Raw genomic sequence first — 24,691 nt, forward strand, 5'->3', positions numbered from 1 at the left:
GCGATGGCTGACAACAGACTCGCGAGCCGTTGTGCCGTAGCTCAAAGAAATTGGGGCCTGTGCCGCAAAGCACAAGCCCCAATGTCAGCAATAGCGCTGAAGAATCAGTTCTGGCCCATCAGCTCGTCGAAGGAGATGGTTTTTTCGCTGACTTTGGCCTTGCCCAGCACGAAGTCGGTCACGTTGTTTTCAATCACAACAGCCTCGACTTCGGCCATGCGGCGGTTGTCGCTCAGGTACCAGCGCACCACGTCTTGCGGCTTCTCGTAGCTGGCGGCCAGCTCTTCGATGTGCGCCTTGAGCTGCTCAGGCTTGGCCTGCAGGTCATTGCTGCGCACCAACTCGGCAACCACCAGGCCCAGGCGCACGCGCTTTTCGGCTTGGGGACGGAAGATTTCTTCGGGAATCGGCGCCTTGTCGGCGTCCTTGATGCCGCGCTGCTTCAAGTCGGCGCGGGCGCCTTCGATCATGCGGTCCAGTTCGGCCTGGACGCTGGACTTGGGCAGGTCGAGTTCGGCGTTGGCCACCAGCGCGTCCATCACTGCGTTCTTGTTACGGGCCAACAGGCGGAACTTGACTTCGCGCTCGAGGTTTTTCTTGATGTCGGCGCGCAAGCCTTCGACCGTGGAGTCAGCGATGCCCAGGGACTTGGCCAGTGCTTCATTGACTTCGGGCAGGTGAGCTGCTTCGATCTTTTTGACCGTCACGAGGAAATCGGCCTGTTTTCCGGCCACATCTTTACCGTGGTAGTCGGCGGGGAAGTTCAGGGGGAAAGTCTTGCTTTCGCCGCTTTTCATGCCGCGCACGGCGTCTTCGAATTCCTTGAGCATCTGCCCGTCGCCGATCAGGAACTGGTAGTCCTCGGCCTTGCCGCCTGCGAAAGGCTCGCCGTCGATCTTGCCTTCGAAGTCGATGGTGGCGCGGTCACCGTCTTGCGCCGGCGCATCGGCTGCGCGCTGGGCAAAGGTACGGCGCTGCTTGCGCAGGATATCCAGCGTCTTGTCGATGGCGGCGTCGCTGACTTCAGCGCTGACCTTTTCGACTTCGGCGCCCGACAGGTCGGCGATCTTGACTTCAGGGTAAACCTCAAACACCGCGTCAAACACCAGTTCGCCCTCAGGCGCACCTTCTTTTTCGCTGATGCGCGGCTGGCCGGCAACGCGCAGCTTGGCTTCGTTGGCGGCCACGGCAAAAGCCTCGCCGACCTTGTCGTTCATGACTTCGTAATGCACCGAATAGCCATAACGCTGGGCCACCACGTTCATGGGGACTTTGCCCGGACGGAAACCGTCCATCTTGACCGTGCGGGCCAGCTTCTTCAGACGGGTGTCAACTTCCGACTGGATGGTGTTGACGGGCAGCGTGAGCGTCATTTTGCGCTCGAGCTTTTCAAGGGTTTCAACAGTCACGGCCATGATGGTTCCTAAGATCAAAAATAGTCAAAACAGGTTTTCACCTGGCATGTTGCGGGATTTCCGCAACGGCTGAGCGCACGGGGCAACAGGTGCCCACAGGTCTCAGGGTGGTGCGCGGGGGGGGACTCGAACCCCCACACCATTGCTGGCGTCAGGACCTAAACCTGGTGCGTCTACCAATTTCGCCACCCGCGCGCCGGAAACAAAAACGGGAATCCGAAAAACCTCCGAATCCCCGCTTGAAATCGGTCAACTCTCTATTTTAGCCGTTATCGGGCCCGGTTTTCCGTCCGCAACCGGCGGCCAGAGAGAATCACGCCGGCAGTGGCTTGGCGCTGTCTTGTGGCTTGATGTCCTGCCCGTCTTCCCGTTTGACACGGAACCACGCTGCATACATGGCAGGCAGAGCCAGCAAGGTCAGCACCGTCGCCACCACCAGGCCGCCCATAATGGCGACCGCCATAGGCCCCCAGAACACGCTGCGCGACAGCGGGATCATCGCCAGCACCGCGGCGGCAGCCGTCAGCACGATAGGCCTCAACCGGCGCACGGCGGATTCGACGATGGCGTCCCAGGTGGGCACGCCTCGGGCACGGTCCTGCTCGATCTGGTCGATCAGGATGACGGAGTTGCGGATGATCATGCCGAACAGTGCAATCACGCCCAGCAGCGCGACGAAACCAAACGGCCGGTTCAGCAGTAGCAGTGCTCCGGCCACGCCTGCGATGCCCATGAAGCCCGTCAGAAAGGCGAGGATCGAACGGCTGAAACTGTGCAGTTGCAGCATCAACAGCGTGAGGATGATAAACAGCGCCACCGGCAATCCAGCAACAATGGAAACCGAACCCTTGCTGCTTTCTTCCACCGCGCCAGCCACCTGGATGCGGTAGCCCGTCATGCCATTGCCCTGCCATTTGGCTTCCAGCGCCTTGAGCTTGGGCATCAACTCCTGCGTCACCGTGGCGCCTTGCAGACCTTCAACGATGTCGCTCTGCACCGTGATGGCGTAGTCGCGGTTCTCGCGCCACATCACACCCGGCTCCCAGGTAAATACCGGCTTGGCAATCTGCGTCAGCGGAATCGCTTTGCCCGACGCCGTGGGCAGATAGGCGTTGCCGATGTCGGTGATGGCGTTGCGCTCGTCCAGCGGCTGGCGCAGCACGATGTCAATCAGCTTGTCGCCCTCACGGAATTGGCCCACCTGCGTGCCTGCCAGGATGGTGCGCGAAGCCTGTGCAATCGACTGGCTGGTCACGCCCAGCGTGCGCGCCTTGGCCTGATCCACTTCCAGCCGCAGCACTTTCACCGATTCATTCCAGTTGTCGTTGACGCCGCGCGTGTTGCCGCTTTCGCGCATCACCGCCTTGACTTCATCGGCGCGCTCGCGCAGCACCAGCGGGTCAATGCCCACGACACGGAACTGAACCGGGTAAGGCACCGGCGGGCCGTTGGGCAGCAGCTTGACGCGGCCCCGCACCTCGGGAAATTCGGTGGCCAGCAGCGCCGGCAGCTTGATGCGCAATGATTCGCGCACCTTCAAATCCTGAGGCACCACAATCATCTGCGACACGTTGGTCTGCGGAAAGACCTGGTCCAGCGGCAAATAAAAGCGCGGCACGCCCGAGCCTATCCAGGTGCTCACCGTGCTCACGCCCTCTTCCTTCATCAGGCGCGCCTCAACCCGTTTGGCCGTAGCCTCGTTGGCGGCGAAGGAAGTCCCTTCCGGGAACCAGATGTCGACCATGATTTCAGGGCGGCTGGAGTCGGGGAAGAACTGCTGCTGCACCTTGCCCATCCCCACGATGCCCAACGCGAAGATCAGCACGGTGGATCCGATCGTGATCCAGCGGTGCTGCACGCACCAGTTCACCGTTTTGCGGAAATTGCTGTAGAACGGGCTGTCGAACATTTCGTGCGGGCTGTCCTGGCCCGCGGCCACTTCCTGCACATGCGGCGGCACCTTGAGCAGCAGCGTGCCCAGGTAAGGCACGAAATACACGGAAACGATCCAGCTGAGCACCAGCGCGATCACGGTCACCGCAAAAATCGCGAAGGTGTATTCACCGGTGGTGGACTTGGCCAGGCCGATAGGCAAAAAGCCCGCGGCGGTAATCAAGGTACCCGTCAGCATGGGCATGGCGGTGATCTCATAGGCGAAGGTGGCGGCGCGCACCTTGTCGTAGCCCTCCTCCATCTTGCGCACCATCATTTCGACAGCGATGATGGCATCGTCCACCAGCAGGCCCAGCGCGATGATCAGCGAGCCCAGCGAAATCTTGTGCAGCCCGATACCGTAGTACCACATGGCCAGAAAGGTCAGGCTCAGCACCAGGGGAATGGTGATGCCCACCACCAGGCCGGGCCGCATGTCGATGTAATAGCGCTTCCACAACGGCAACTGGCCGGGGCCGTTGTGTGGCCGCTTGTGAAAGCCCAGGGCGATGAAACTGACCGCCAGCACGATCACCACGGCCTCGATCAGCACGCGCACAAATTCATTCACCGAGGTCGCCACCGCCTTGGGCTGGTTCTGCACGTTCACCAGTTTGATACCGGCGGGCAGGGTTTTCTCGATGCGGGCTGAGAGCGCGGTGAGCGACTTGCCCAAAGCGATGATGTCCCCGCCCTTACCCATGGACACGCCCAATGCAATCACTTCCTTGCCCTGGTGGTGCACCTTCACGGAAGGCGGATCCACATAGCCGCGCTTGATCTCGGCAATGTCACCCAGTTGTAGCTGGTTGCCCGAACTGCCCCGGATCGGCATCACCCGCAGCTGCTCAATCACTTCGAACTGGCCCGCCACGCGCACCTGCACGACATCCAGCGGCGTCTGAACCGCCCCGGCCGACTCAATCGCGTTTTGCTGGCCCAGCTGCGCCAGCACTTGGTTCAGGTCCAGCCCCAGTTGCGCCAGGCGCTTTTGCGAGATTTCGATGAAAACTTTTTCATCTTGCACGCCGAAAAGTTCAACCTTGCTCACGTCGGGTACGCGCAGCAGTTGCTGGCGCACATCGTCGGCAAAGGTCTTGAGTTCGGCGTAATTAAAACCGTCGGCCTCCAGCGCGTAGATCACGCCATAAACGTCGCCGAAATCGTCGTTGAAGAACGGCCCCTGGATACCGCCGGGCAGGGTGCCGCGCATGTCTGCGACCTTCTTGCGTACCGAATACCAGACGTTGGGCACGTCCGCGGGCTTGGACGAATCCTTGATCTGGAAAATGATCTGCGACTCGCCCGGCTTGGAGTAGCTGCGTATCTTGTCGGCGAAGGGCGCTTCCTGCAGCGTGCGCTCCAGCTTGTCGGTCACCTGCTCGGCCACCTGCTGCGCCGTGGCCCCCGGCCAGTAGGTGCGCACCACCATGGCGCGAAAGGTAAACGGTGGGTCTTCGTCCTGTCCGAGCTGAAAGTAGGCGGCAAAGCCCAGAATCATCAGCACCAGCAGGAGGTAACGGGTGAGCGCCGGATGGTCCAGCGCCCATTTGGAAAGGTTGAACCGGGTCGAGGGCGAAGCCAGTTCGCCGGCAGCGCTGCTGCTGTCTGGGTGGGGTTGCGTCATGCCGCCCTCACTTCGCAGCAGAAGCTGCGGAAACGGCAGCCGGCACCGTGACAGGGGCCGCGGGCACCACAGGTGTTGCTACGGAATTAATAGCTGTTTGCGCAGGACTGGCACCGGCTACAGCCACACTCGGCTGGTAAATACTGACTTTCTGGCCCGGTGAGAGCACATGCACGCCGGCGCTGACCACCATCATCCCGGGCTGCAGCCCGGAAGCCACCACCACGTCGTTGCCGTCTGCCGTGGCAACCTGAATGAGTTGCGGCTTGACGGTCATGGTGGCCTTGTCAACCACCCATACCGCCGTGGCCTTGCCTTCCTGGCGCAGCGCCGTTGTCGGCAGCTTGATGACCGGCGCGCCGACCACGCTGCCGGCCTGCGGCACCACATACACCGTGGCGCCCAGCGGCGGCGGTTCTTTCGCGTCAACAGAAACCTTGACGGTGTAGGTCCGCGTGACGGGGTCGTTGCTGGCCGCCACTTCGCGCACTTTTCCGGTCAATTCGGCGGTCTGGGACCACACGCGGATACTGACCGGCGAGCCGACCTTGATCGCCGCCACCTTGTCTTCGGGCACAGAGAACACCACGTCACGCACACCATCCGCTGCAATCCGCACCACCGGCGCGCCGGCCGTCACGACCTGGCCCGGCTCGGCCTCGATGGCGGTGACGACACCTGACACGTCGGCGACCAGCGCCGCGTAGTTTGCCTGGTTGCCCTGCACTGCCAGCTGGGACTGGGCTTGCTCCAGTTGCGCCTGGGCCGCCTTCAGCGTGGTTTCACGGCGCTCAAGCTCGGCACCGCTGATGAAGTTCTGCTCTTTCAGCTCCCTGTAGCGCTTGAAATCGGCAGCAGCGAGGTCGCGGTTGGTGGCCGCAGCTGCCACCTGCGCACGGGCTGCATCGGCCGCGAGCTTGTAATCCTGGGGATCGAGGTTGGCAAGCACTTGCCCGGCCTTGACGCGCTGGCCCAGTTCAGCCTGCCGCTTGATGATCTTCCCCGCAACCCGAAAGCCGAGCCTCGATTCCACCTGGGCGCGGACCTCGCCGGCATATTCGTGGCTCGATGAAAAGGCGTTGGTCCCGACAGTGATCACCTTGACGGCCCGAACCGGCTCTTCTGGCGGGGCGGGTTTGGAACAGGCTGCCAGCAGGACGGCGGCGCCCACCAGGGAGAAAACGGTTTTGTTCATGATCTGATCGGGATGAAACCCGCTTGGATGGCAGGGTAAAAAATGAGCCTGGAAAAGAGTCAGGAAGCTGCTACTGACTGACCGGTTAGTAATCTAGGGTAATTGCCAGAGCTTGTCAAGCGACAATCGCCCGCATGACCCAAGGCTCCCAATCGCCAGCCACCCTGACGCCGTCTCTGCAGGGTGTGGCGCACTATGAAAACTTCCCGGTGGCTTCGCTGCTGTGCCCACCGCGCCTGCGCCCGCCCATCGCGGCGATTTACTGGTTTGCCCGCACGGCGGATGACATCGCCGATGAAGGCGATGCCCCGCCGCAAGCACGCCTGGATGACCTGGCGGCCTACCGCGCCGACCTGGTGGCCGCCTCCACAGGCCTGGCGCCCTCGTCTCGCTGGGCGCCGGTGTTTGCACAGCTGGCGCCCATGATGGCGGAATTCCAGCTGCCGGTAAACCTGCTGGCTGACTTACTCAGCGCTTTTGAGCAGGACGTCGTCAAGCAGCGTTATGCCGATGAGGCCGAACTGGCCCATTACTGCAACCGCTCGGCCAATCCCGTGGGCCGGCTGCTGCTGCACCTGTACGGCATCCATGACGCCGCCTCGCTGCACATGAGCGACTGCATTTGCACCGCCCTGCAGCTCATCAACTTCTGGCAAGACCTCAGCGTGGACATTCCGCGCGGCCGTATTTACCTGCCGGCCGATGCCTGGGCCCGCCACGGCGTTGACGAAGCGCAGCTGCTGGCGCTGGATGCCAACCCCTCTACTATCAATTTGATAGCTGCTTGCGCACGCTCTGCAAGGGCCACGATGCTAAAAGGCTTGCCACTCACGAAAAGAATACCGGGCCGCGGCGGCTGGGAGTTGCGCCTGGTGGTGCAAGGCGGCTTGCGCATCCTTGAGAAGATCGAGTCCCAGGGATTCAATACCCTGCAGCGGCGCCCCAAGCTCGGCCCCCGGGATGTGCTGGTGATGGGCTGGCGTGCGCTGTTCATGTAGGCAAACAACCGGATCTCACCAGGACGGACAGATCCATCAACAAACCCACAGGAAGCCACATGGCAACGCCACCGGCAAAACTGCCTCCTTCGGGACTCCATCGCGCGCTGGTGTGGGGCCTCTTTCTCTTTTGCACCAGCTTCGCGCTGATCGGCGGCGTCATTGCAGAGCAGGCCCTGGCCGCCCTCAATTGCCAATTCCATGCAGACCCGCGAGCCGGAACGTGTTCCTTCCTCCAGAACGCGTTGGCCTCAAGGCTCACACCCTTTTTGTCTGCAGAGACGCCGCTGGACTACCCCTTCATGCTGCTGCGCAGTTTCTGGGGGCTCATCCTGGCCTGGCTGGTTGCCATCGGCTGGAGCCGCCATGCCGCCCAGAACCCCCGCAAGCCCGTGACCACTTCGCGTGCGCCTGTCCCGGCAGCAATTTCCTTCCGGCGGGCCTTGCACCGTTTTCTGCAATCCAGCTTCTGGATTCTGCTGCTGGGGTTGATTGCGTTTTGCATCGCCTTCGGCACGCCCTTCCTGAGCACGTATGTATCGCGCGAAATACTGCAGGCCCTCGGATGCAATCCGGGCAGCTTCGATCCCCTGGTATCGGCCTGCATGTCCAGGCCTGGTTTCTGGACACCGCGGCTGCAGCCGTTCCTGCTGCCCTTGCTGGGTCAATTAGGCTCTCCGCTCTGGCTCTTCTGGCAATTCGGCGATGTATTGATCGTCTGGGTCGTCCTGATTGCCTTGGTGCTTGCGCTGAAGCTTTACGTCGCCGAACGCACTGCCCCCAAAGCATCCTGATACCCATCCGGCCAACAAGTCCCATGTGACAATTACCGTATGACGCCTGAGCAATATGTCCAGCAAAAAGCCGCCGCATCCGGCAGCAGTTTCTATTACGCCTTCCTGTTTTTACCCAAGGAACGGCGCGCCGCCATCACCGCGTTCTACGCCTTTTGCCGCGAAATCGACGACGTCGTCGACGAAATCACCGACCCCGGTGTAGCGCGCACCAAGCTCGCCTGGTGGCAAGGCGAGGTGCTAAACGCCTATGCCGGCAACCCGACGCATCCGGTGATGAAAGCGCTGATGCCGCACGCCCCAACTTACCGCATCGAAGCGCGCCACCTGCAGGCTGTCATCGACGGCTGCCAGATGGACCTGGAGCAGAACCGCTACCTGGATTTTCCCGGCCTGCGGCAGTATTGCCACCTGGTGGCCGGCATCGTGGGCGAAGTGGCGGCGCGCATCTTCGGCCAGACCGACGAAGCCACCACCGCCTACGCGCACAAACTCGGCCTGGCGTTCCAGCTCACCAATATCATCCGGGACGTCGGCGAAGACGCGATGCGCGGCCGCATCTACCTGCCCGTCAACGAGCTGCAGCAATTTGACGTGAAGGCGCATGAGGTCCTCAAGCGCCAGTACTCCGACCGCTTCAGCGCGCTGATGAAATTCCAGACCGACCGCGCGCTGGCACTTTACGACGAAGCGCTGGCCATGCTGCCCGAAGCCGACCGCCGCGCCCAGAAACCCGGCCTCATGATGGCCAGCATCTACCGCACCCTGCTGCGCGAAATCGCCGCCGACGGCTACCAGGTGCTGCACCAGCGCGTCAGCCTCACACCGCTGCGCAAATTCTGGTTAGCGTGGAAGACCCAGGCCTTCGGCAAGATCCAATGAGCCCCCACGCTCCCCACTTCGTGTGGTTCGCTGCCCCCCGCGGGGGCGCTGCGCCTGCGGCCTGGCAAAGCCAGTTCCGCGGCCCCGGCTTGCACATAGCTCCTGTGCTCGCTCACCGCGCCTGTTCTCCGTTGCTGCCAGCGTGCCCGTCATGAGAGTCGCCGTGATCGGCGCCGGCTGGGCCGGCTGCACTGCGGCTGTCGAGGCCACGCGCCTGGGTTATCAGGTCACGTTGTTTGAGGCCACCCGCATCGCCGGCGGGCGGGCGCGCCGCGTTGGCGGCACTGTGGCAGGCAAGCCGGTCGTGCTCGACAACGGCCAGCACATCCTGATTGGCGCTTATGCCGAAACGCTGCGCCTGATGAAGGACCTGGGTGTCGACGCAGAAACTTCCTTGCTGCGGCTGCCGCTGACATTGCGGTTTCCGGACGGCAGCGGCCTGAGGCTTCCGCAGCTGCCGGCCCCCCTCGATGCGCTGGCCGGCATCGTCCTGGCGCGCGGCTGGTCCTGGGCCGACAAACTCTCGATGCTCAAGGTCGCCGTCGGCTGGCAGCTCGCGAAATTCAAGTGCGATCCCGGCGTGTCGGTGGCCGACCTGTGCCGCGGCCTGTCACCCGGTGCCATGGCCTCATTGATCGAGCCCCTCTGCGTCTCGGCGCTGAACACGCCCGCTGAGCGCGCCAGCGGCCAGGTTTTCCTGCGCGTAATGCACGACTCGCTATTCTCGGAAAGCGGCGGCTCCAACCTCTTGCTGCCGCGCGCCGACCTCAGCGCGCTGCTGCCCGACGCCGCCCTGCGCTGGCTGGCGGCCCAGGGCAGCACCGTGCGGCTGGGCGCCCGCGTGCAATCCATTGCGCCTCTTGGTTCGAGCTGGGTGGTCAGTACGGACATCGGCGCGGCATTCGACTGCGTGGTGCTGGCCTGCCCGCCCCATGAAGCGGCGCGGCTTGTGGAAAGCAGCGGCCTGCAACCAGGCGACTGGCTGGCACAAGTGAAAGGCCTTCAACACGAAGCGCTGACCACGGTCTACGCCTGGGCGGCAGGCGTGCGCCTTGAGCAGCCCATGCTGTCCTTACGCGCCGATGCGACCGCACCCGCGCAATTTGTGTTCGACCGCGGGCAACTCGGCGGTCCCACCGGTCTGCTGGCTTTTGTGATCAGCGCCAGCACCGGCGACGGCGCGACGCTGGCGGCACAGGTACTGGCGCAGGCGGCACAGCAGCTGGGCCTGGGCACCTTGCAGGAGGTGCAAACCATCGTGGAAAAGCGCGCGACTTTTGCCTGCACGCCGGGCCTGCTGCGCCCGGCAATCGACGTAGCACCAGGTCTTTATGCCTGTGGCGACTACATCGCCGGGCCTTATCCGGCCACGCTGGAAGGCGCCGTGCGCTCGGGGCTGGAAGCGGCGCAGCGCCTGCATTGATCTGCCCCGGCACATCCGCGCTCCGCGGTCATTGCGGCCACGTCACCCGTATTGCTATTAATTAAATAGCTGTTTGCGCAAAGCCACAAAGGGTTTCAGGCACTTTTCGCCATCAATCTCACTGCACGGTACGCCGGACGCGCAAGACAGCGCTTGAGCCACTCGTCCACTGCCGGGCATTGCGCCATCAGACCGGCAGCACCCTGAATCCACGCCAGCACGGAAGCCACGCAGATATCGGCCGCCGTAAAGCGTTCACCCGCCAGGTAGCTGCGCGACTGCAAATGCTGCTCAAGCACCCGCAGTGGGCCCAGCAGATGCCGCTCGGCGTCCTCGGCCAACTGGGGCTTGCGGCGCTCTGCCGGCATCATGATGCGATGCATCAGGAACGCCAGGGCGTCTTTTTCGCACTCGGTCACCACCCAGAAGCTCCAGCGCAGGATGTCTGCCTGCTCCGCAGGGTTCTGTGCGGCAAGGCCTGGCGCATCGTTTTTTTTGAATCGCTCGGCCAGGTAAAGCACGCAGGCCATGGACTCCCAGACCAGAACCCCATCGTCGTCCACTACCGGGATGCGGCCGTTCGGGTTGATGGCGAGAAATTCCGGCGTGCGCGTGGCGCCACCCACATACGGCAACGCAACGTGCTCATAGGCCAGGCCCATTTCCTGCGCCGCCCACAGGGGGCGCGCTGCGCGTGAGGCAGCTGTGCCGTAGATTTTGAGTGTCATGGAAAGCGCCTCCTGAAAGTCAACCCGTTCAGCGCGGGAACAAATCGCACAGCTCGGTCAGCGTGGTCACTGTTTCGTGCGGCACCGCGGGGTGTGCCCACATCTGGTCGGAGCGATTCACCCACACCGTCTGCATGCCGCAATTAAGCGCGCCCAGCACGTCCAGCGTGGCGTCGTCACCCACATGCAATACTTCCTGGGGCTGCACCTCCACGGCCCCAGCTGCCGCATGAAAAATGCGCGGGTCGGGCTTGCCCACACCGAACTGCTGGGCGCTGATGGCCGCCCTGAAATACCGGCCGATGCCGATTCGTTCGACGTCCGCGTTGCCGTTGGAAACCGCCACCAGCGGGTAACGCCCGGACAGGAATTCCAGCGCCAGCACCGCGTCTTCAAACAAGGTGACCCGGTTGCGCTCTTCAAAGAAGACGTTGAACGCGGCTTCCGCCAGCAACGGGTCTTCGCCGGAGCGGTACAGCGCCACCCGTATCGCCTCCCGGCGTATCGCGCTCAGGTTGTATTTGAGCTCCGGGCGCGAGCGTGTGACGTGCTCCCGGATCTCATGGCGCGCCGCCGGATTGGAGAACAGCGCCGCGGTCATCGGTGCATGCTGGCTGAGCCAGTCGTCCAGTGCTTTCTCGGCCCTTTCAATGGCAGGCCAGATGGGCCACAGGGTGTCATCGAGGTCAAGTGTGATGGCTTTTATGGTGGACAGGTCAAGCATAGGCAGCGTCAATGGGATAGGCGAGAATAACCCATGTCTTTTCGCTCGCGCATCCTCACACCTTTCAACCCCGAGCCCCCCTTCACGCACGGTGCAGCGCCAGCCACGCCCACGGCCTGCGGCACGGCCGTCCTGCTCTGCAACCTGGGTACGCCCGATGAGGCGACGGCACCGGCATTGCGCCGCTACCTCGCGGAGTTTTTAAGCGACCCGCGCGTGGTGGAGATCCCCAGAGCGCTCTGGTGGCTGATCCTGCACGGAATCATCCTGCGCGTGCGGCCCAAAAAGTCCGCGGCCAAGTACGCCAGCATCTGGATGAAGGAAGGCTCGCCGCTGCGGGTGTGGACGCAAAAGCAGGCTGTCATGCTGCGCGGTTACCTGGCAGTGCGCGGACTGCCCGTCGAGGTGCGTTACGCCATGCGTTACGGCCATCCATCCATCGCCTCGCAGCTTGACCAGCTCAAGGCCGACGGCGTCATGCGCATCCTCATCCTGCCGGCCTATCCGCAATACAGCGGCACCACCACCGCCAGCGTCTTTGATGCGGTCTACACCTGGGCGGCGCGCATACGCCGCATCCCCGAGTTCCGCTTTGTCAACCACTACCACGATCATCCCGGCTATATCAGCGCGCTGGCGGCACGCGTGCGCGAACACTGGCGCACCGCCGGCCGCGGCGAACAACTGGTGATGAGTTTTCACGGCGTACCCGAACGCACCCTGAAGCTGGGCGACCCGTATCACTGCGAATGCCATAAAACCGCCCGGCTGCTGGCCACCCAACTGAACCTGCAGCCTGCGCAGTACAAGGTGACCTTCCAGTCGCGCTTTGGCAAGGCCAAATGGCTTGAGCCGTACACCGAGCCCACACTGGTGGCCCTGGCAAAGGCAGGTGTCGGGCGCGTCGATGTAATCTGTCCCGGCTTTACCGGCGACTGCCTCGAAACGCTGGAGGAAATCAACATGGAAGCCCGCGAGGCTTTCCTGCACGCGGGCGGCAAGGAGTTCTGCTACATCCCCTGCCTGAACGACAGCCATGAATGGATTGCGGGGCTTGCCGAGCTGGCGCAGCAGCATCTTTCAGGCTGGCCGGCAGCCGGTGCAGACACCGCGGAATTGGCCAGCACACGCCAGCGCGCGCGGGCCCTGGGCGCCACCCAATAAGCCATATTCCTTGCGGTGGCTATCAAGCCTTGAGCTTGAGCAGTTGCATCATCAGCTGTGTGGTCTTGGTATCAAAGTCGATAAAGTTGGTGAGGTCAGCCCCGGACAGCCAGGACTGCTCCCAATAACTTTCCTTGAGCGTTTTTTTCCAGAGCTCATAGGCCAGCGACGCCTTGACGCCTTCAACCATCTCCGACTGGCGCGCGGGCGTGACGCCCTGGCCGGTGAAGACGGCCCGCCAGTTCGCCATATCCAGATCCAGCCCCTGCTCCCGCACGGACCGCACGCCGTAGCTTGTCTTCTTGGATGACACACCCACCGCGCGCAGCTTGCCGCTGGCCAGTTCTGCGCTGAAAGTTCCGTATCCGGAAACGCCGGCCATCGCCTTGCCGGTCAATACCGCATCCACCAGCTCAAAATTGCGGGCAAAGGGCAGGTACACCGGGTCTTCAGGGCGGCTACCGGCCGACTTGGCCAGCAGGCCGGCGAACACGTGGTCCACACCCCCAACAGAACCAATCGCCATGGGCGTCAGCCTGGGGCTGGTGCGCAGGCGCTCAGCCAGTTCGTTGACGGTCTTGATGGGCGAGTTGCCGGCGACCACCACCACCAGGTAGTCACTGGTCAGGCGGGCCACCGGGCGGAGCCGGGTCAGGTCCACGGCTGGTTTTTGCAAAGCCACTGCGCCGACCAGGTTGCTGTCGCCCATGAAAAGCGCATTGGGATCGGAGCCGTACTTGCCGGCATACCAGGCCAGCCCCGTGGTGCCGCCGTTGCCCTCCTTGTTTTCGTATTCAATCTCGTCGCTCAGGCCCAGACCGACCAAGGCATCGCCGAGGGCACGGCCCGCTTCGTCCAGCGTGCTGCGCGAGGCGGCTGGTATGACGATGCGCAACCTGGGCGCAAGCTTGCCCTTCACGGCAGCCTGTGCCCACAAGGGTGCAGGGACAACGCCGGCGGCAGCTGCGCCCAGGCAAGAGAGCCCACCGAGAAAAATACGTCGTCGAACAGTCGGCATGAGATTCTCCAGCGGTGGTGGCATGTATCAGGCAACAGGCCGGCATTTGCCGGCTTCCCCAGCAGGTACAGCACTTTCCATGCCATCCATCAGATGGATGCCGGAGAAAGAAAAGGGGTGACCCACGCGGTCGCCCCTTCCGAAAACCCTGCCGCAGAGTGTCAGGCTTTGAGCTTGAGCAGGTGCACCATGACTCGCGAGGTCGTCAGGTCAAAGTCAATGAAGCTGGCAAAACCGGGCCCCGAGAGCAGCGAAGAGTCCCAGTGGTTCTGCTTCAGTGTTTTTTGCCAGGACTCATACCCTGCGGCGGCTTTCACCGCTTCGACCATTTCGGCCTGGCGGGCGGGTGGCACGTTTTGGCCGGTAAACACGCCACGCCAGTTGGCCATGTCCACATCGAGCCCCTGCTCGCGAATCGAGGGAATGCCAAAAACCGTGCGCTTGGACGACACGCCAATGGCACGCAATTTTCCGCTGGCGAGTTCATCGCTGAACTCGCTGTAGCCCGATATGCCGGCCACTGCCTTGCCACCCAGCACAGCCTGCACCACCTCGGCACCGCCGGCGAAAGGCAAATACACCAGTTCTTCCGGTTTGCTTTGGGAGGCTCGGGTCAACACCCCTGCAAACACGTGGTCCACACCACCGGCCGACCCGCCGGCGATCGGCACGTCTTTGGGGTTGGTGCGCAGCCGGCTGGCAAGATCGGCAACGGTACGGATCGGCGAGCTGGCAGCCACCACCACCACGAGGTAGTCACTGGTCAGGCGGGCTATCGGCTGGATGCGAGTCATGTCGACCGCGGGTTTTTGCAAGGCAACCGCGCCCACCATGACCATACCGCCCATCAACAGGGTGTTGGGATCGTTGCCGTATTTTTCGGCGTAATAAGCTAGGCCGATGGTGCCGCCCTTGCCGCCCTTGTTTTCGTATTCAATCTCGTCAGCGGCGCCGACACCCAGCAAGGCCGTACCCAGCGCACGGCCGGTCTGGTCCCAGCCCCCGCCGGCGTTGGCCGGTATCACAATGCGCAGTTTCGAAGTTAGTTTGGCGGCCTTACCTTTTGGAGAAGCGACAGCTGCCGCTGCCTTGGCGGATTGCGCCAATGCAGGGAATGTACTGCCCAATGTGGTCAGGCCCAACCCGGCGAGCCCACCCAATGCGGTGCGTCGTTTGATGTTCAGCATGTCATCTCCTTTTAGTAATAAAACTCAACTTGCAGGTTTTTTCGCCTTCCAGTATTTAGCCATACGCGGAAGCACCAGCACCGCAACCACAATCACGACCAGCGTGATCGACATGGGGCGCTGGAAAAACACGGCGGGGCTGCCTTCGCCAATCGACATGGCATTGCGCAATTGAGCCTCAGCCAGCGGGCCAAGGATCATGCCCACCACCACAGGGGCGGTCGGAAAGTCAAAGCGTCGCATCAGCACACCGAGCAGGCCGATGGCGTACAGCAAAAAGAGGTCGAATGCACTTTGCCGCATGCCGTATGCGCCCACCGTCGCAAAAATCAGGATACCCGCGTACAGCTGCGGTTTGGGAATTTTCAGCAGTTTGACCCACAGGCCCACCATGGGCAGGTTCAGCACCAGCAGCATCACGTTGCCGATGTAAAGCGAAGCAATCAGCGCCCACACCAGGGCGGCTGACGTGGTGAACAGTTGCGGACCGGGCTGGATGCCGTAGTTCTGGAACGCGCCCAGCAAGATCGCCGTGGTGTTGGAGGTCGGTATGCCCAATGTGAGCAGCGGGATCAGCGCAGCCGTCACGGTCGCATTGTTGGCAGCCTCGGGGCCGGCCACGCCTTCGATGGCGCCTTTGGTGCCGAACTCCGCACTGTGCGGCTGGTTTTGGGCCAGCTTCTTTTCCGTTGCATAGCTCAGGAAGGTCGGGATCTCGGTGCCGCCCGCCGGGATGCACCCGAAGGGCGTGCCGATGGCCGTGCCACGCAACCAGGCGGGGATCGACCGCTTCCAGTCCGCCTTGGTCATGTGCACGCGGCTGAGCTTGTTCTGCTCTTCCACCATGCGGCCTTCATACAGCACCCCATAGAGCACTTCGGCAACCGCAAAGAGGCCCACCGCCACCAACACGATTTCAATGCCGTCCAGCAGTTCCGGGATGCCGCCGGTATAGCGCCCCTGGCCGGAGATCTGGTCGAGTCCCACGCAGCCTGCGGCCAGGCCGACCAGCAGCGCCGTCATTCCGCGCAAGGTGCTTTTGCCCAACACCGCACTCACCGTGGTGAAGGCCAGCAGCATCAAGAGGAAGTATTCCGGTGGACCCAGCTTGACTGCGAACTCGGCCACAAAAGGCGCAAACAGCGTGACGATGACGGTGGCAATGGTGCCTGCCACAAACGAGCCGATAGCAGCCGTGGCCAGTGCCGCGCCCGCGCGCCCGCTCTTGGCCATCTTGTTACCCTCCATGGCCGTCACCATGCTGGCGGTTTCGCCAGGCGTGTTCAGCAGGATGGACGTGGTCGATCCGCCATACATCGCGCCGTAGTAAATGCCTGAGAAGAAGATCATCGAGGCCGTGATATCGACCTTGCCGGTAATGGGCAGCAGCATCGCCACCGCCACCGCCGGGCCGATGCCGGGCAGCACACCCACCGCCGTGCCGAGAGCACAACCCACCAGACACCAGAGCAAATTAACCGGCGTGATCGCTGTCGCGAAACCCGCCATCAGGGCATTGAAAATATCCATCAGATCCACCCCGTGCTGGTCAGGCCCGGCAGATTAATCGCCAGGAATTTCGTGAACATCCAGAACACCGGCGCAGAAATCGCGAAACCCACCCCAAAATCGGTGACCCAGGTAAGCGGCGCATTGACGCTTGCCTGGCCACCCGCACGGCGCAGGCCTTGCACAGCCAGCAAATAACACAGCGTGCAGCTCAGAATAAAACCGATGGTGGTGATGAGGGCGGCATTAAGCAACAAGCCCGCCGAGACCCATACAAAACCCGGCCAGTAGGCCTGCGCCGCACCCGAAGGCAGGTCCAGGTCCCGAAAGCCGCCACTGCGCGCCTCCCAGATGATGAAGGCGCCACAAATGGCGAGGCCCACCGACACCACCCAGGGCAGGAAATTGGGGCCTACACCGCCATAACCTGCCTCGGAAGAAATGCTGATCGCACCAAAGGCCAGCGCCAGGCCGGTCAGCAGCACACCGGCACCGACCAGAGTTTGCGGCCAGACGGCCGAGGGATCTGAAGTTGTCATCGTTATAGTTCCCGAAAGGCGGGGAAGGTTGGCCAGACATGAGCAGTCTGGGGGCACGCGGGCCTTTCGTCAAATTTTCATCAAATTTGACGGCGCCGCGTGCCGCTGATACGCGAAAGCGTGGGGGGCGTAAAAACGCCGAAGATCAGACCATGCCGGACTTGACCATCGTGGCGCGCAGCGCCGCAAAGTCGTCATCCACGAACTTGGCAAATGCCTCGCCCGTCAGGACTGCGGGAGTCCAGTCGTTCTTCTTGACGGCTTCGGCCCAGGCCGGCGACTTGAGCGCGGCCAGCACCATGTCGGTCAGGGCCTTGCGCTGTGCGTCCGTGATGCCAGGCGCACCGTAGACCCCGCGCCAGTTGCCGATTTCGACGTCAATGCCCTGCTCCTTGAGCGTCGGCACATCCACACCGGGCAGGCGCTTGCCCGAGGTCACGGCAATGGCCTTCATCTTGCCGGCCTTGATGTACTCGGCAAATTCGCTGTAGCCGCTGCCGCCCACTGTGACGTTGCCGCCCAGGATGGCAGCCGTGGCTTCGCCGCCGCCGCGGAAAGCCACATAGTTGATCTTCGAGGGATCGGCACCGACCTTCTGCGCGATCATGGCCGCTGCGATGTGCTCGGTGGAGCCGCGCGAACCGCCGCCCCACTTCACACTGCCGGGGTCTTTCTTGAGCTGCTCGACCACGTCCTTCATGGACTTGAATGGCGAGTTGGCAGGCAGCACAAACACGTTGTATTCGCTGGACAGGCGTGCAATCGGGGTGGCTTGCGACAGGCTGACCGGCGGTTTGCCGGTGATCAGGCCACCCAGCATGACGGCGCCCATCACCATCAGTGCGTTGGGGTCGCCCTTGGAGCCGTTGACGAACTGGGCCAGGCCCAGTGCGCCGGCGGCGCCGCCCTTGTTGTCATAGGTCACGGTATCGGCGGCCTTGGAGTCCGTCAGGGCCTTGCCCAGGGCACGGCCCGTGGTGTCCCATCCGCCGCCGGGATTGGCGGGAATCATCATCTTGACGTTGGCCGCGGCAAAAGCCGGCAGGGGCAAGGCGCCCGCAGCCGCCATGGCTGCCAGGGATTTGAGAAAGGTATCGCGACGCATGAATGTCTCCTTGAAAATAGGATTGTGAAATTGTTGAGCTTGCCGGGCTGGCGAAGGCATCCAGCCGATCACGGGCTTATCATGCGCTTCGTTTCTGTCAAACGGCTGTCCGGAAGCATTGGGGAAAGTGCTAATGTCTAGGGCCTGTTAACACTATGTTTGCAAATGCGAATGGGGTGAGAAAGCCGCCAATCAAGGCGCGTGACGACGCCCAGACCTTCGTCTGGGCTAGGAGCGCAACGCCGAGTGGCGGCTTTCTCACCCCATTCCCTCCGGGTTGCGATCAAAAAAGCCTTGCGCGGCGTTGCAAAGCCTTGACGGGGTCCACCCCGCCTGCGTTTTGCGCCTTGCTCAAGGCCTTTTTGACTCGCAACGCATCTTGCAAACATAGTGTTAACAGGCCCTAACATGTTGCCCCCCATGAAATTGTTACTGATCGAAGACGATGCCTCGATGCAGGCCGCGCTGCAGCGAGCACTGGGCCGCCGCGGCATGGAGGTTTTCAGCTGCACCGACGGCCGCCAGGCGCTGGCGCAATGGACGGACACCCAGCCCGATGTGGTGGTGCTGGACCTCAGCCTTCCCGGCATGGACGGCTTGCAGGTGCTGGAACAGGCGCGCCTCAAGGGGCTGGCCACACCGGTGCTGATTTTGACCGCACGCGGCACGGTAGGTGACCGCATCATGGGCCTGAACACCGGGGCCGACGACTACCTGCCCAAACCCTTCGACCTCGATGAGCTGGAAGCACGCCTGCGTGCCCTGAGCCGCCGGCGTGCGGCAACCGCCCTTCCCATGGAAAACGACGCCGGCGCACAGATCGTGGGCGAGTTGCGCTATGAAAAAGACAGCGGGGCCATCTACCACCGCGACCAGGTGCTGGAGCTGACGCCCCGTGAACTGGCGCTGTTGCAGGCACTGATCGCCAAACCCGGCCATGCAGTGTCAAAAGAGCGCTTGTTCGAGCTGGTGTTTCCCGGCGAGGCGGACGTGCAATACGAGGCGGTGGAAGTGGTGGTGTACCGCCTGCGCAAGAAACTGGCGCAAACCGGCGTCACGCTGGTCACGCTGCGCGGCCTGGGCTATTTGTTGAAAGTGGATGCATGAGCTCCCCGCAGCCGCGACAGGACGTTCAGGCAGTTCCCCCCGCAGCACCCGAAACAAAACCCGGCGCAAGCGCCATCTCCCTGCGCAGATACCTGCTCATCGGCATTCTTTTGCCGGTGGGCCTGCTGGTAGTGGCCAACACCTTCAGCCTGTACCGGCAGGCATTGGGCGCGGTGAACACGGCTTATGACCGTACGCTGCTGGCTTCTGCCAAATCCATCGGCGAGCAGCTCGATGTTACGGGCTACGACGAGCAGTCCGAGCTGCGCGTCACAGTGCCCTACGCGGCGCTGGAAGCTTTTGAAGCTGACAACCAGAGCCGGCTTTTTTACCGGGTCTCCAGCCTCGGCGGCAGCATGGTGTCCGGTTTTTCGGAGTTGCCGTTCTGGCACGGGCGCATCCCGGCACGGCCCCCCTATTCGGCGCTGGTGGATTTTTATGACGACGTCTTCATGGGCGACGATGTGCGGGTCGCGGTTCTGCTCCAGCCCGTGTCCAGTGCAAAAGGCCGCGCCATGGCGGTAATCCAGGTGGCCGAAACCCTGGAACTGCGCAAAACACTGGCCCGCAAAATCCTGTTCGACACGTTGTGGCGCCAGGCCCTGCTGCTGGCGGTGATCGCCCTGGTGGCGATCGTCGTGGTGCAGCGCGCCACCCGGCCCGTACGGCGCCTCAGCGCCGAGCTGCAGGCCCGTCCCGAAGGCGACCTGACGGCAATTACCGCGCCCGATGCGCCCCGCGAACTTCTGCCGCTGGTGGATGCCACCAACGAGGTCATGGGCCGGCTGCAGCACCTGCTGGACAACCAGAAGCGCTTTGTCCGGGATGCGGCCCACCAGCTGCGCACACCGCTGGCGGTGCTCAAGGTACAGGTGCAATCCGCACTGCGCGGCGACATGGATGCCCGTGACGCGCTGGCGGAAATCAACCAGACGGTGGACCGCGCCACCGTCCTGGCCAACCAGATGCTGGCGCTGGCCAAGGTGGAGCAATTGCGCCAGCAGGCTGACCTGCAGGCCATCGACCTGGCGCAGGTGGTGCGCTCTGTGGCGCTGGACCTCTCGCCCCTGATTGCCGAGAAGGACATCGATTTCGAGATAGAAACCGTGCCGGCGCGCGTCACATCGCATGAATGGATGCTGGGCGAACTCACGCGCAACCTGCTGCACAACGCCATCAAGCATACGCCGGCCGGCGGCACGCTGACGGTGCGCATTGTGCGCGATGCAAGCGTTGTCGCCATGACCATCAGCGACAGCGGGCCGGGGGTGTCGGCAGAGTTGTCGGCGCGGCTCTACCAGCCTTTTTCCGCAGGCAACGTGCGCCACGGCTCCGGGCTGGGCCTGGCCATTTGCCGCGAGATCACCGAAACCATGCATGGCAGCATTACGCTGGAAAACCGCGTCGTGCACGGCCGTGTGACGGGCCTGGACGCCACGGTACGCCTGCCCACGACGTGAGAACCTGTTCACGATCTAAACGCGGCGCGATCCTACACAGCGCCCCATGCCTTGGTACAGAATAGGCCCCAATGGACAAATTGCGAATCGACAAGTGGCTGTGGGCCGCCCGCTTCTACAAGACCCGCGCCCTGGCAGTGGAAGAAATTGACAAGGGCCGCGTACGCATCAACGGCATCGAAGCCAAGCCCGCGCGTGAAGTCAAATCCGGCGACACCGTGACACTGCGGCAGGGCCCCTACACCCGTACCCTGATGGTGCGCGGCATCAGCAAGCTGCGAGGCGCAGCGCCGGTGGCCCAGCAGCTCTACGAAGAAACCGAAGAAAGCCTGCGCCTCAAAGCCGAGGCCGCCGAGCAGCGCCGGGTGGCAGCCGATCCGGCCGGCAGCCAGGAACATGGACGCCCCACCAAACGCGACCGGCGCACGCTCGACAAGGCCTGGGACAACCGCTGGAGCGCATCAGCCGATTGAGAGACTGGGAAACTGCCCCGTTTTCGCTATCATTTTTATAGCTACTCGCGCACATTCCCATTGGACTAGAGGCCTATTTGATTCAAAAATTGGCTGTTCTGAGCCATGCAGGATGGTGATGAACGCTCAGGCATACGCTCGCTGCGCCAGCGCCCGCGCCAGCAGGGCCGCCGGGTCCACCAGTTCAAGTGAATCCATGCCAGGCACCGCGCTGAGTGCCAGCGGAATCTCGGTGCAGCCCAGAACCAGCACTGAAAGACCGTGCCGCCCTGCAAGCGCGCTGGCCACGCCTGCAAAACATTCACGCGCCAAAGCCATGTTGCCGGCTTTCACGCCCTCATAGATGCCGCGCATCAGGCGTTCACGCTCTTCAACGGAAGGAATGTGGCATTGCAGCCCCGCCTGGCGCAAGGCCTGGTCGTAGAGGCCCGCCCGGTACGTACCCTCGGTCGCCAGCAAACCTACTTGCCCTACCCCGCGGCCGGCCAGGTTTTGCGCGACCTCACGCGCCACGTGCAGCACTTCAAGCTGGGGAAAGCGCTCCTGCAATTCGGCGTGCCACGCATGGGCCGTGTTGCACGCCACCGCGACAGTGGTGGCACCTAACGCGGCGAGTTTCCCCATTGCTTGCAACATGGGATCCAGGGGCTGATGGCCGCCCGGCCCCGGTGAACCCAGCGCGTTGCTGCGGTCCGGCACCGGCACCTGGGCCAGCCAGTGCTCGGGGAATGCCTGGTCAGACACGGGAATCTGCAGCGACCGCATGTGATCCGCGCACGCCTGGACAAACAGCCGCGCAAAGTCCGCGCCGGCCGCCGGGCCCATGCCGCCCAGGATGCCGACCACATGGGCTCTGTGCAGGGCCTGTCTTTCAGTGCTGCTCATGGCTCAAACTCCAAAACAAAATTCAAGGCGCGCACCCACCCACTGGCGCCAAAGGCTCCGGGTTGGGGATTTCTGGGGGAGGAGAAGCTGCGGACCCGATCGGGCGCGGCAGCTGTGAAAGCAGGACGGGGAGCGGCGCGCAGGCGCTCCCCGTCTGGTGCTTACATGGCCGGCTTGTCGCTCAGCGCCTTGAGGTTGGCCTTCAGCTCTTCGCTCATCGGCAGGTTCAGGTTCACGCCCTTTGGCGGGATGGGTGAGGTGAACCACTTGGCGTACATCTTGGCAAAGTCGCCGGACTTGATCAGGCGGATGATCGTGCCGTCCACCAGCTTCTTGAACTCAGGGTCGTCCTTGCGCAGCATGCAGGCATAGGGCTCCACCTGCAGCGAATCACCCACCACTTCCAGCGACGCCGGATTCTTGGAGTTGGCCATCAGGCCGAACAACAGGATGTCGTCCATGGCAAAAGCCAGGGCGCGATCGCTCTCGACCAGCAGCAGCGAATCGTCGTGGTCCTTGCCCAAGATGAGCTGCATGTCGAGCTTTTTGTCGGCGCTGTACTTGCGGATCACTTGCGCGTTGGTGGTGCCGGTCGTGCTGGCCACCGTCTTTTTGGCCAGGTCGGCGTAGTTCTTGATGCCGGATGATTTTTTGACCAGCAGGCGGGTGCCGGTATAGAAGTGGTTGATGGCAAATGCCACGTCCTTGCCACGCGCGCTGTTGTTGGTGGTCGAGCCGCACTCGAGGTCGTAGGTGCCGTTGACCAGCAAGGGGATGCGGTTTTGCGAGGTCACGGGCATGTAGGCGACTTCGAGATTGGGTTTTTTCACCTTCTTGCGAATGTCGTCAATGATGGCTTCTGTCAGTTCTGCCGAAAAACCCACCGAGGTTTTGGACCCGATCAGGTAGCTGAAAGGCACCGAAGCTTCGCGATAGGACACGGTGATCTTGTTGCTGTCGGCGATCTTTTTCAGGGTCGGCACCGTTTGCGCGCCGGCAGTGGTGGCCAGGCCGGCTGTCAGCAGCACGGCGGTCATGAGGATAGTGAATTTCATGCTTGTCCTTTCGGGGGGGGGCGGTGGGTTGGTAGTTTCGGGAAGCTGGCATCGCTAGTGTAGGAACAGCAGCGTCTGGCGTGTCATTCATTTTCGCGGCAAACCCATGACCAAAACTCATGGTTTACCCAGAATCCCTTCGGCCACCCTTCGCAGGAGGGCATAACCACACGTCATGACCCTCGCGCATTCAGCATTGTTCAAACCTGTACCCACTGCGTAAAGTGGCGCTCTTTCAGGGAACAAAGAGGCTTCTATGCATGTGTGTGTGCTCGGTGCAGGAATCGTGGGACTGGCAACCGCCTACAGCTTGCGGCGGGCCGGCCACGAGGTGACAGTGGTGGACCGCGCCAGCCCCGGCAGCGGCGCCAGCGGCGGCAACGGCGCACAACTGAGCTACTCCTACGTGCAGCCGCTGGCAGATCCCGCCATCTGGCGGCAGCTTCCCAAGCTGCTGCTGTCGCCCTCTTCCCCGTTGAAGCTGCGGCCTCGCCTGGATGTGCGCCAGTGGTTGTGGGGCGCGCAGTTTCTGGCGGCCTGCAACAGCAAGACCTCACGCAACACCACCAGCCATTTGCTGTCGCTGGCGGCGCTCAGCCGCCAGTCTTTTGACGCGATGATGGCCGAAGAAAAACTGGATTGCGATTTCTCGGCCACGGGCAAGCTGGTGCTGTACGCCAGCGATGCCGCGTTCGCTGCAGCGCGCCGGCAGATGTTGCTGCAACGTGAACTGGGCAGTACCCAGGAGGCGGTCAGCGCCGACCGCTGCGTGGAGATCGAGCCCGCGCTCAAAAACCGCCACGGACAAATCGCCGGCGCCATCTACACACCAGGCGAGTGTGCGGCCGACTGCCAGAAGACCTGCGATGGCTTGTTCGCGGTGCTGCGCCGGGAAGGCGTGCGCTTCCTGCTGGACACACCCGTCGAGCAACTGGTTGTGCGCGGCAACCTGGTTGCAGCTGTCGCGACGCCGCAAGGCCATCTCGAAGCCGACCGCTATGTGATGGCGATGGGCGCCGGGTCTGCGCGCATGGCACGCACGCTAGGTGTGCACCTTCCGGTCTACCCGCTGAAGGGTTACAGCATCACGGTGGACGTCGCACCTGGCGATGGCGCAGCACCGCAGGTGAGCGTGACCGACAGCGCCCGCAAGGTGGTATTTGCCCGCATCGGTTCGCGCCTGCGCGTGGCAGGCATGGCCGAGCTTTCGGGCTACGACACCGCCGTCGACCCGGCACAGATTGCTTCGCTGAAAGCGTCGACGCAGACAGTGTTTCCGGATTGCAGCCACTTTGAAACCCTGAACCCCTGGGCCGGCATGCGCCCTGCTACTCCCACCGGGCTGCCGGTCATTGGCACGCATGCCAAAGGCCCGGCCAACCTGTTGTTCAACACCGGGCATGGCGCCCTGGGTTTCACCCTGGCGTTCGGCTCTGCGCAGCGCATCAGCCGCATGCTGGAGCGCTGACCT

21 protein-coding genes and 1 tRNA gene are annotated in these 24,691 nt (G+C 62.8%); 9 read left to right on the forward strand and 13 right to left on the reverse strand.

What is annotated here, in order from left to right; translation table 11 throughout:
• Positions 1-104 precede the first annotated feature (104 nt).
• The 4 genes from tig to AC1DVV_RS09985 all read right to left on the reverse strand — a co-directional run bounded on the left by tig (position 105) and on the right by AC1DVV_RS09985 (position 6,169).
• A complete protein-coding gene (gene tig / locus AC1DVV_RS09970; RefSeq protein ID WP_457280297.1) occupies positions 105-1,415 on the reverse strand; it encodes a trigger factor in 1,311 nt (436 codons plus the stop codon).
• A gap of 108 nt (positions 1,416-1,523) precedes the next feature.
• Positions 1,524-1,610 (reverse strand) — tRNA-Leu (locus tag AC1DVV_RS09975).
• Between the two features lie 118 nt (positions 1,611-1,728).
• Positions 1,729-4,974 carry an efflux RND transporter permease subunit gene (locus AC1DVV_RS09980; protein ID WP_457280296.1) on the reverse strand — a complete coding sequence of 1,082 codons (3,246 nt, stop codon included), beginning with the start codon at positions 4,972-4,974 and terminating at the stop codon, positions 1,729-1,731.
• Positions 4,975-4,981: 7 nt separating this feature from the next.
• Positions 4,982-6,169: an efflux RND transporter periplasmic adaptor subunit gene (locus AC1DVV_RS09985; protein ID WP_477701943.1), complete on the reverse strand. Its 1,188-nt coding sequence runs from the start codon at positions 6,167-6,169 to the stop codon at positions 4,982-4,984.
• Positions 6,170-6,303: 134 nt separating this feature from the next.
• Here AC1DVV_RS09985 and hpnC point away from each other — a divergent pair, with 134 nt between their 5' ends.
• The 4 genes from hpnC (at position 6,304) to hpnE (ending at position 10,266) form a co-directional block, all read left to right on the forward strand.
• Positions 6,304-7,167, forward strand: coding sequence for a squalene synthase HpnC (gene hpnC, locus AC1DVV_RS09990; protein ID WP_477701944.1), 864 nt, complete (start codon positions 6,304-6,306; stop codon positions 7,165-7,167).
• A 59-nt stretch (positions 7,168-7,226) separates the two neighbouring features.
• A complete protein-coding gene (locus tag AC1DVV_RS09995) occupies positions 7,227-7,961 on the forward strand; it encodes a hypothetical protein (RefSeq protein ID WP_477701945.1) in 735 nt (244 codons plus the stop codon).
• A gap of 39 nt (positions 7,962-8,000) precedes the next feature.
• Positions 8,001-8,843, forward strand: coding sequence for a presqualene diphosphate synthase HpnD (hpnD, locus tag AC1DVV_RS10000; RefSeq protein WP_457280292.1), 843 nt, complete (start codon positions 8,001-8,003; stop codon positions 8,841-8,843).
• Between the two features lie 151 nt (positions 8,844-8,994).
• A complete protein-coding gene (hpnE, locus tag AC1DVV_RS10005) occupies positions 8,995-10,266 on the forward strand; it encodes a hydroxysqualene dehydroxylase HpnE (RefSeq protein ID WP_477701946.1) in 1,272 nt (423 codons plus the stop codon).
• 95 nt (positions 10,267-10,361) lie between these two features.
• Here hpnE and AC1DVV_RS10010 read toward each other — a convergent pair whose 3' ends face one another.
• Both AC1DVV_RS10010 and AC1DVV_RS10015 read right to left on the reverse strand, forming a co-directional pair.
• Complete coding sequence (locus tag AC1DVV_RS10010; protein ID WP_477701947.1) at positions 10,362-10,994, reverse strand: glutathione S-transferase family protein; 633 nt, start codon at positions 10,992-10,994, stop codon at positions 10,362-10,364.
• 28 nt (positions 10,995-11,022) lie between these two features.
• Positions 11,023-11,718, reverse strand: a complete 696-nt coding sequence (locus AC1DVV_RS10015) for an HAD family hydrolase (RefSeq protein WP_457280289.1) — start codon at positions 11,716-11,718, stop codon at positions 11,023-11,025.
• 33 nt (positions 11,719-11,751) lie between these two features.
• Between AC1DVV_RS10015 and hemH the strand changes: the two genes are divergently transcribed.
• Positions 11,752-12,882 carry a ferrochelatase gene (gene hemH, locus AC1DVV_RS10020; protein WP_477701948.1) on the forward strand — a complete coding sequence of 377 codons (1,131 nt, stop codon included), beginning with the start codon at positions 11,752-11,754 and terminating at the stop codon, positions 12,880-12,882.
• Between the two features lie 22 nt (positions 12,883-12,904).
• Here the strand turns inward: hemH and AC1DVV_RS10025 are convergent, their stop codons facing one another.
• From AC1DVV_RS10025 to AC1DVV_RS10045, 5 genes are all read right to left on the reverse strand, one after another.
• Positions 12,905-13,900: a Bug family tripartite tricarboxylate transporter substrate binding protein gene (locus AC1DVV_RS10025; RefSeq protein ID WP_457280287.1), complete on the reverse strand. Its 996-nt coding sequence runs from the start codon at positions 13,898-13,900 to the stop codon at positions 12,905-12,907.
• 161 nt (positions 13,901-14,061) lie between these two features.
• Positions 14,062-15,087: a Bug family tripartite tricarboxylate transporter substrate binding protein gene (locus AC1DVV_RS10030; protein WP_457280286.1), complete on the reverse strand. Its 1,026-nt coding sequence runs from the start codon at positions 15,085-15,087 to the stop codon at positions 14,062-14,064.
• Positions 15,088-15,111: 24 nt separating this feature from the next.
• Positions 15,112-16,617: a tripartite tricarboxylate transporter permease gene (locus tag AC1DVV_RS10035; RefSeq protein WP_457280285.1), complete on the reverse strand. Its 1,506-nt coding sequence runs from the start codon at positions 16,615-16,617 to the stop codon at positions 15,112-15,114.
• On the reverse strand, positions 16,617-17,135 hold the full coding sequence (locus AC1DVV_RS10040; RefSeq protein WP_457280284.1) for a tripartite tricarboxylate transporter TctB family protein: 519 nt from the start codon (positions 17,133-17,135) through the stop codon (positions 16,617-16,619). Before AC1DVV_RS10040 ends, AC1DVV_RS10035 begins: the two co-directional genes overlap by 1 nt.
• Positions 17,136-17,280: 145 nt before the next feature.
• Positions 17,281-18,240 carry a Bug family tripartite tricarboxylate transporter substrate binding protein gene (locus AC1DVV_RS10045; protein WP_457280283.1) on the reverse strand — a complete coding sequence of 320 codons (960 nt, stop codon included), beginning with the start codon at positions 18,238-18,240 and terminating at the stop codon, positions 17,281-17,283.
• Between the two features lie 408 nt (positions 18,241-18,648).
• Here AC1DVV_RS10045 and AC1DVV_RS10050 point away from each other — a divergent pair, with 408 nt between their 5' ends.
• From AC1DVV_RS10050 to AC1DVV_RS10060, 3 genes are all read left to right on the forward strand, one after another.
• Positions 18,649-19,347 (forward strand): response regulator, encoded by a 699-nt coding sequence (locus tag AC1DVV_RS10050; RefSeq protein ID WP_477689345.1) that lies wholly within the window; start codon positions 18,649-18,651, stop codon positions 19,345-19,347.
• Entirely contained in the window at positions 19,344-20,807 is a 1,464-nt protein-coding gene (locus AC1DVV_RS10055) for a sensor histidine kinase (RefSeq protein ID WP_477701949.1), read from the forward strand. The genes AC1DVV_RS10050 and AC1DVV_RS10055 overlap by 4 nt, the downstream gene beginning before the upstream one ends.
• Positions 20,808-20,878: 71 nt before the next feature.
• A complete protein-coding gene (locus AC1DVV_RS10060) occupies positions 20,879-21,280 on the forward strand; it encodes an RNA-binding S4 domain-containing protein (protein ID WP_457280280.1) in 402 nt (133 codons plus the stop codon).
• A 126-nt stretch (positions 21,281-21,406) separates the two neighbouring features.
• Here the strand turns inward: AC1DVV_RS10060 and AC1DVV_RS10065 are convergent, their stop codons facing one another.
• Together AC1DVV_RS10065 and AC1DVV_RS10070 are read right to left on the reverse strand one after the other, a co-directional pair.
• Positions 21,407-22,165, reverse strand: coding sequence for an aspartate/glutamate racemase family protein (locus tag AC1DVV_RS10065; protein WP_457280279.1), 759 nt, complete (start codon positions 22,163-22,165; stop codon positions 21,407-21,409).
• A gap of 161 nt (positions 22,166-22,326) precedes the next feature.
• The gene (locus AC1DVV_RS10070) at positions 22,327-23,220 is read right to left on the reverse strand and encodes a transporter substrate-binding domain-containing protein (RefSeq protein WP_457280278.1); all 894 of its coding nucleotides are present in this window, start codon (positions 23,218-23,220) and stop codon (positions 22,327-22,329) included.
• Positions 23,221-23,476: 256 nt separating this feature from the next.
• Here AC1DVV_RS10070 and AC1DVV_RS10075 point away from each other — a divergent pair, with 256 nt between their 5' ends.
• Positions 23,477-24,688: a D-amino acid dehydrogenase gene (locus tag AC1DVV_RS10075; protein ID WP_477665726.1), complete on the forward strand. Its 1,212-nt coding sequence runs from the start codon at positions 23,477-23,479 to the stop codon at positions 24,686-24,688.
• The last annotated feature ends 3 nt before the right edge of the window (positions 24,689-24,691 follow it).

Source organism: Polaromonas sp. P3_B4 (assembly GCF_056402835.1).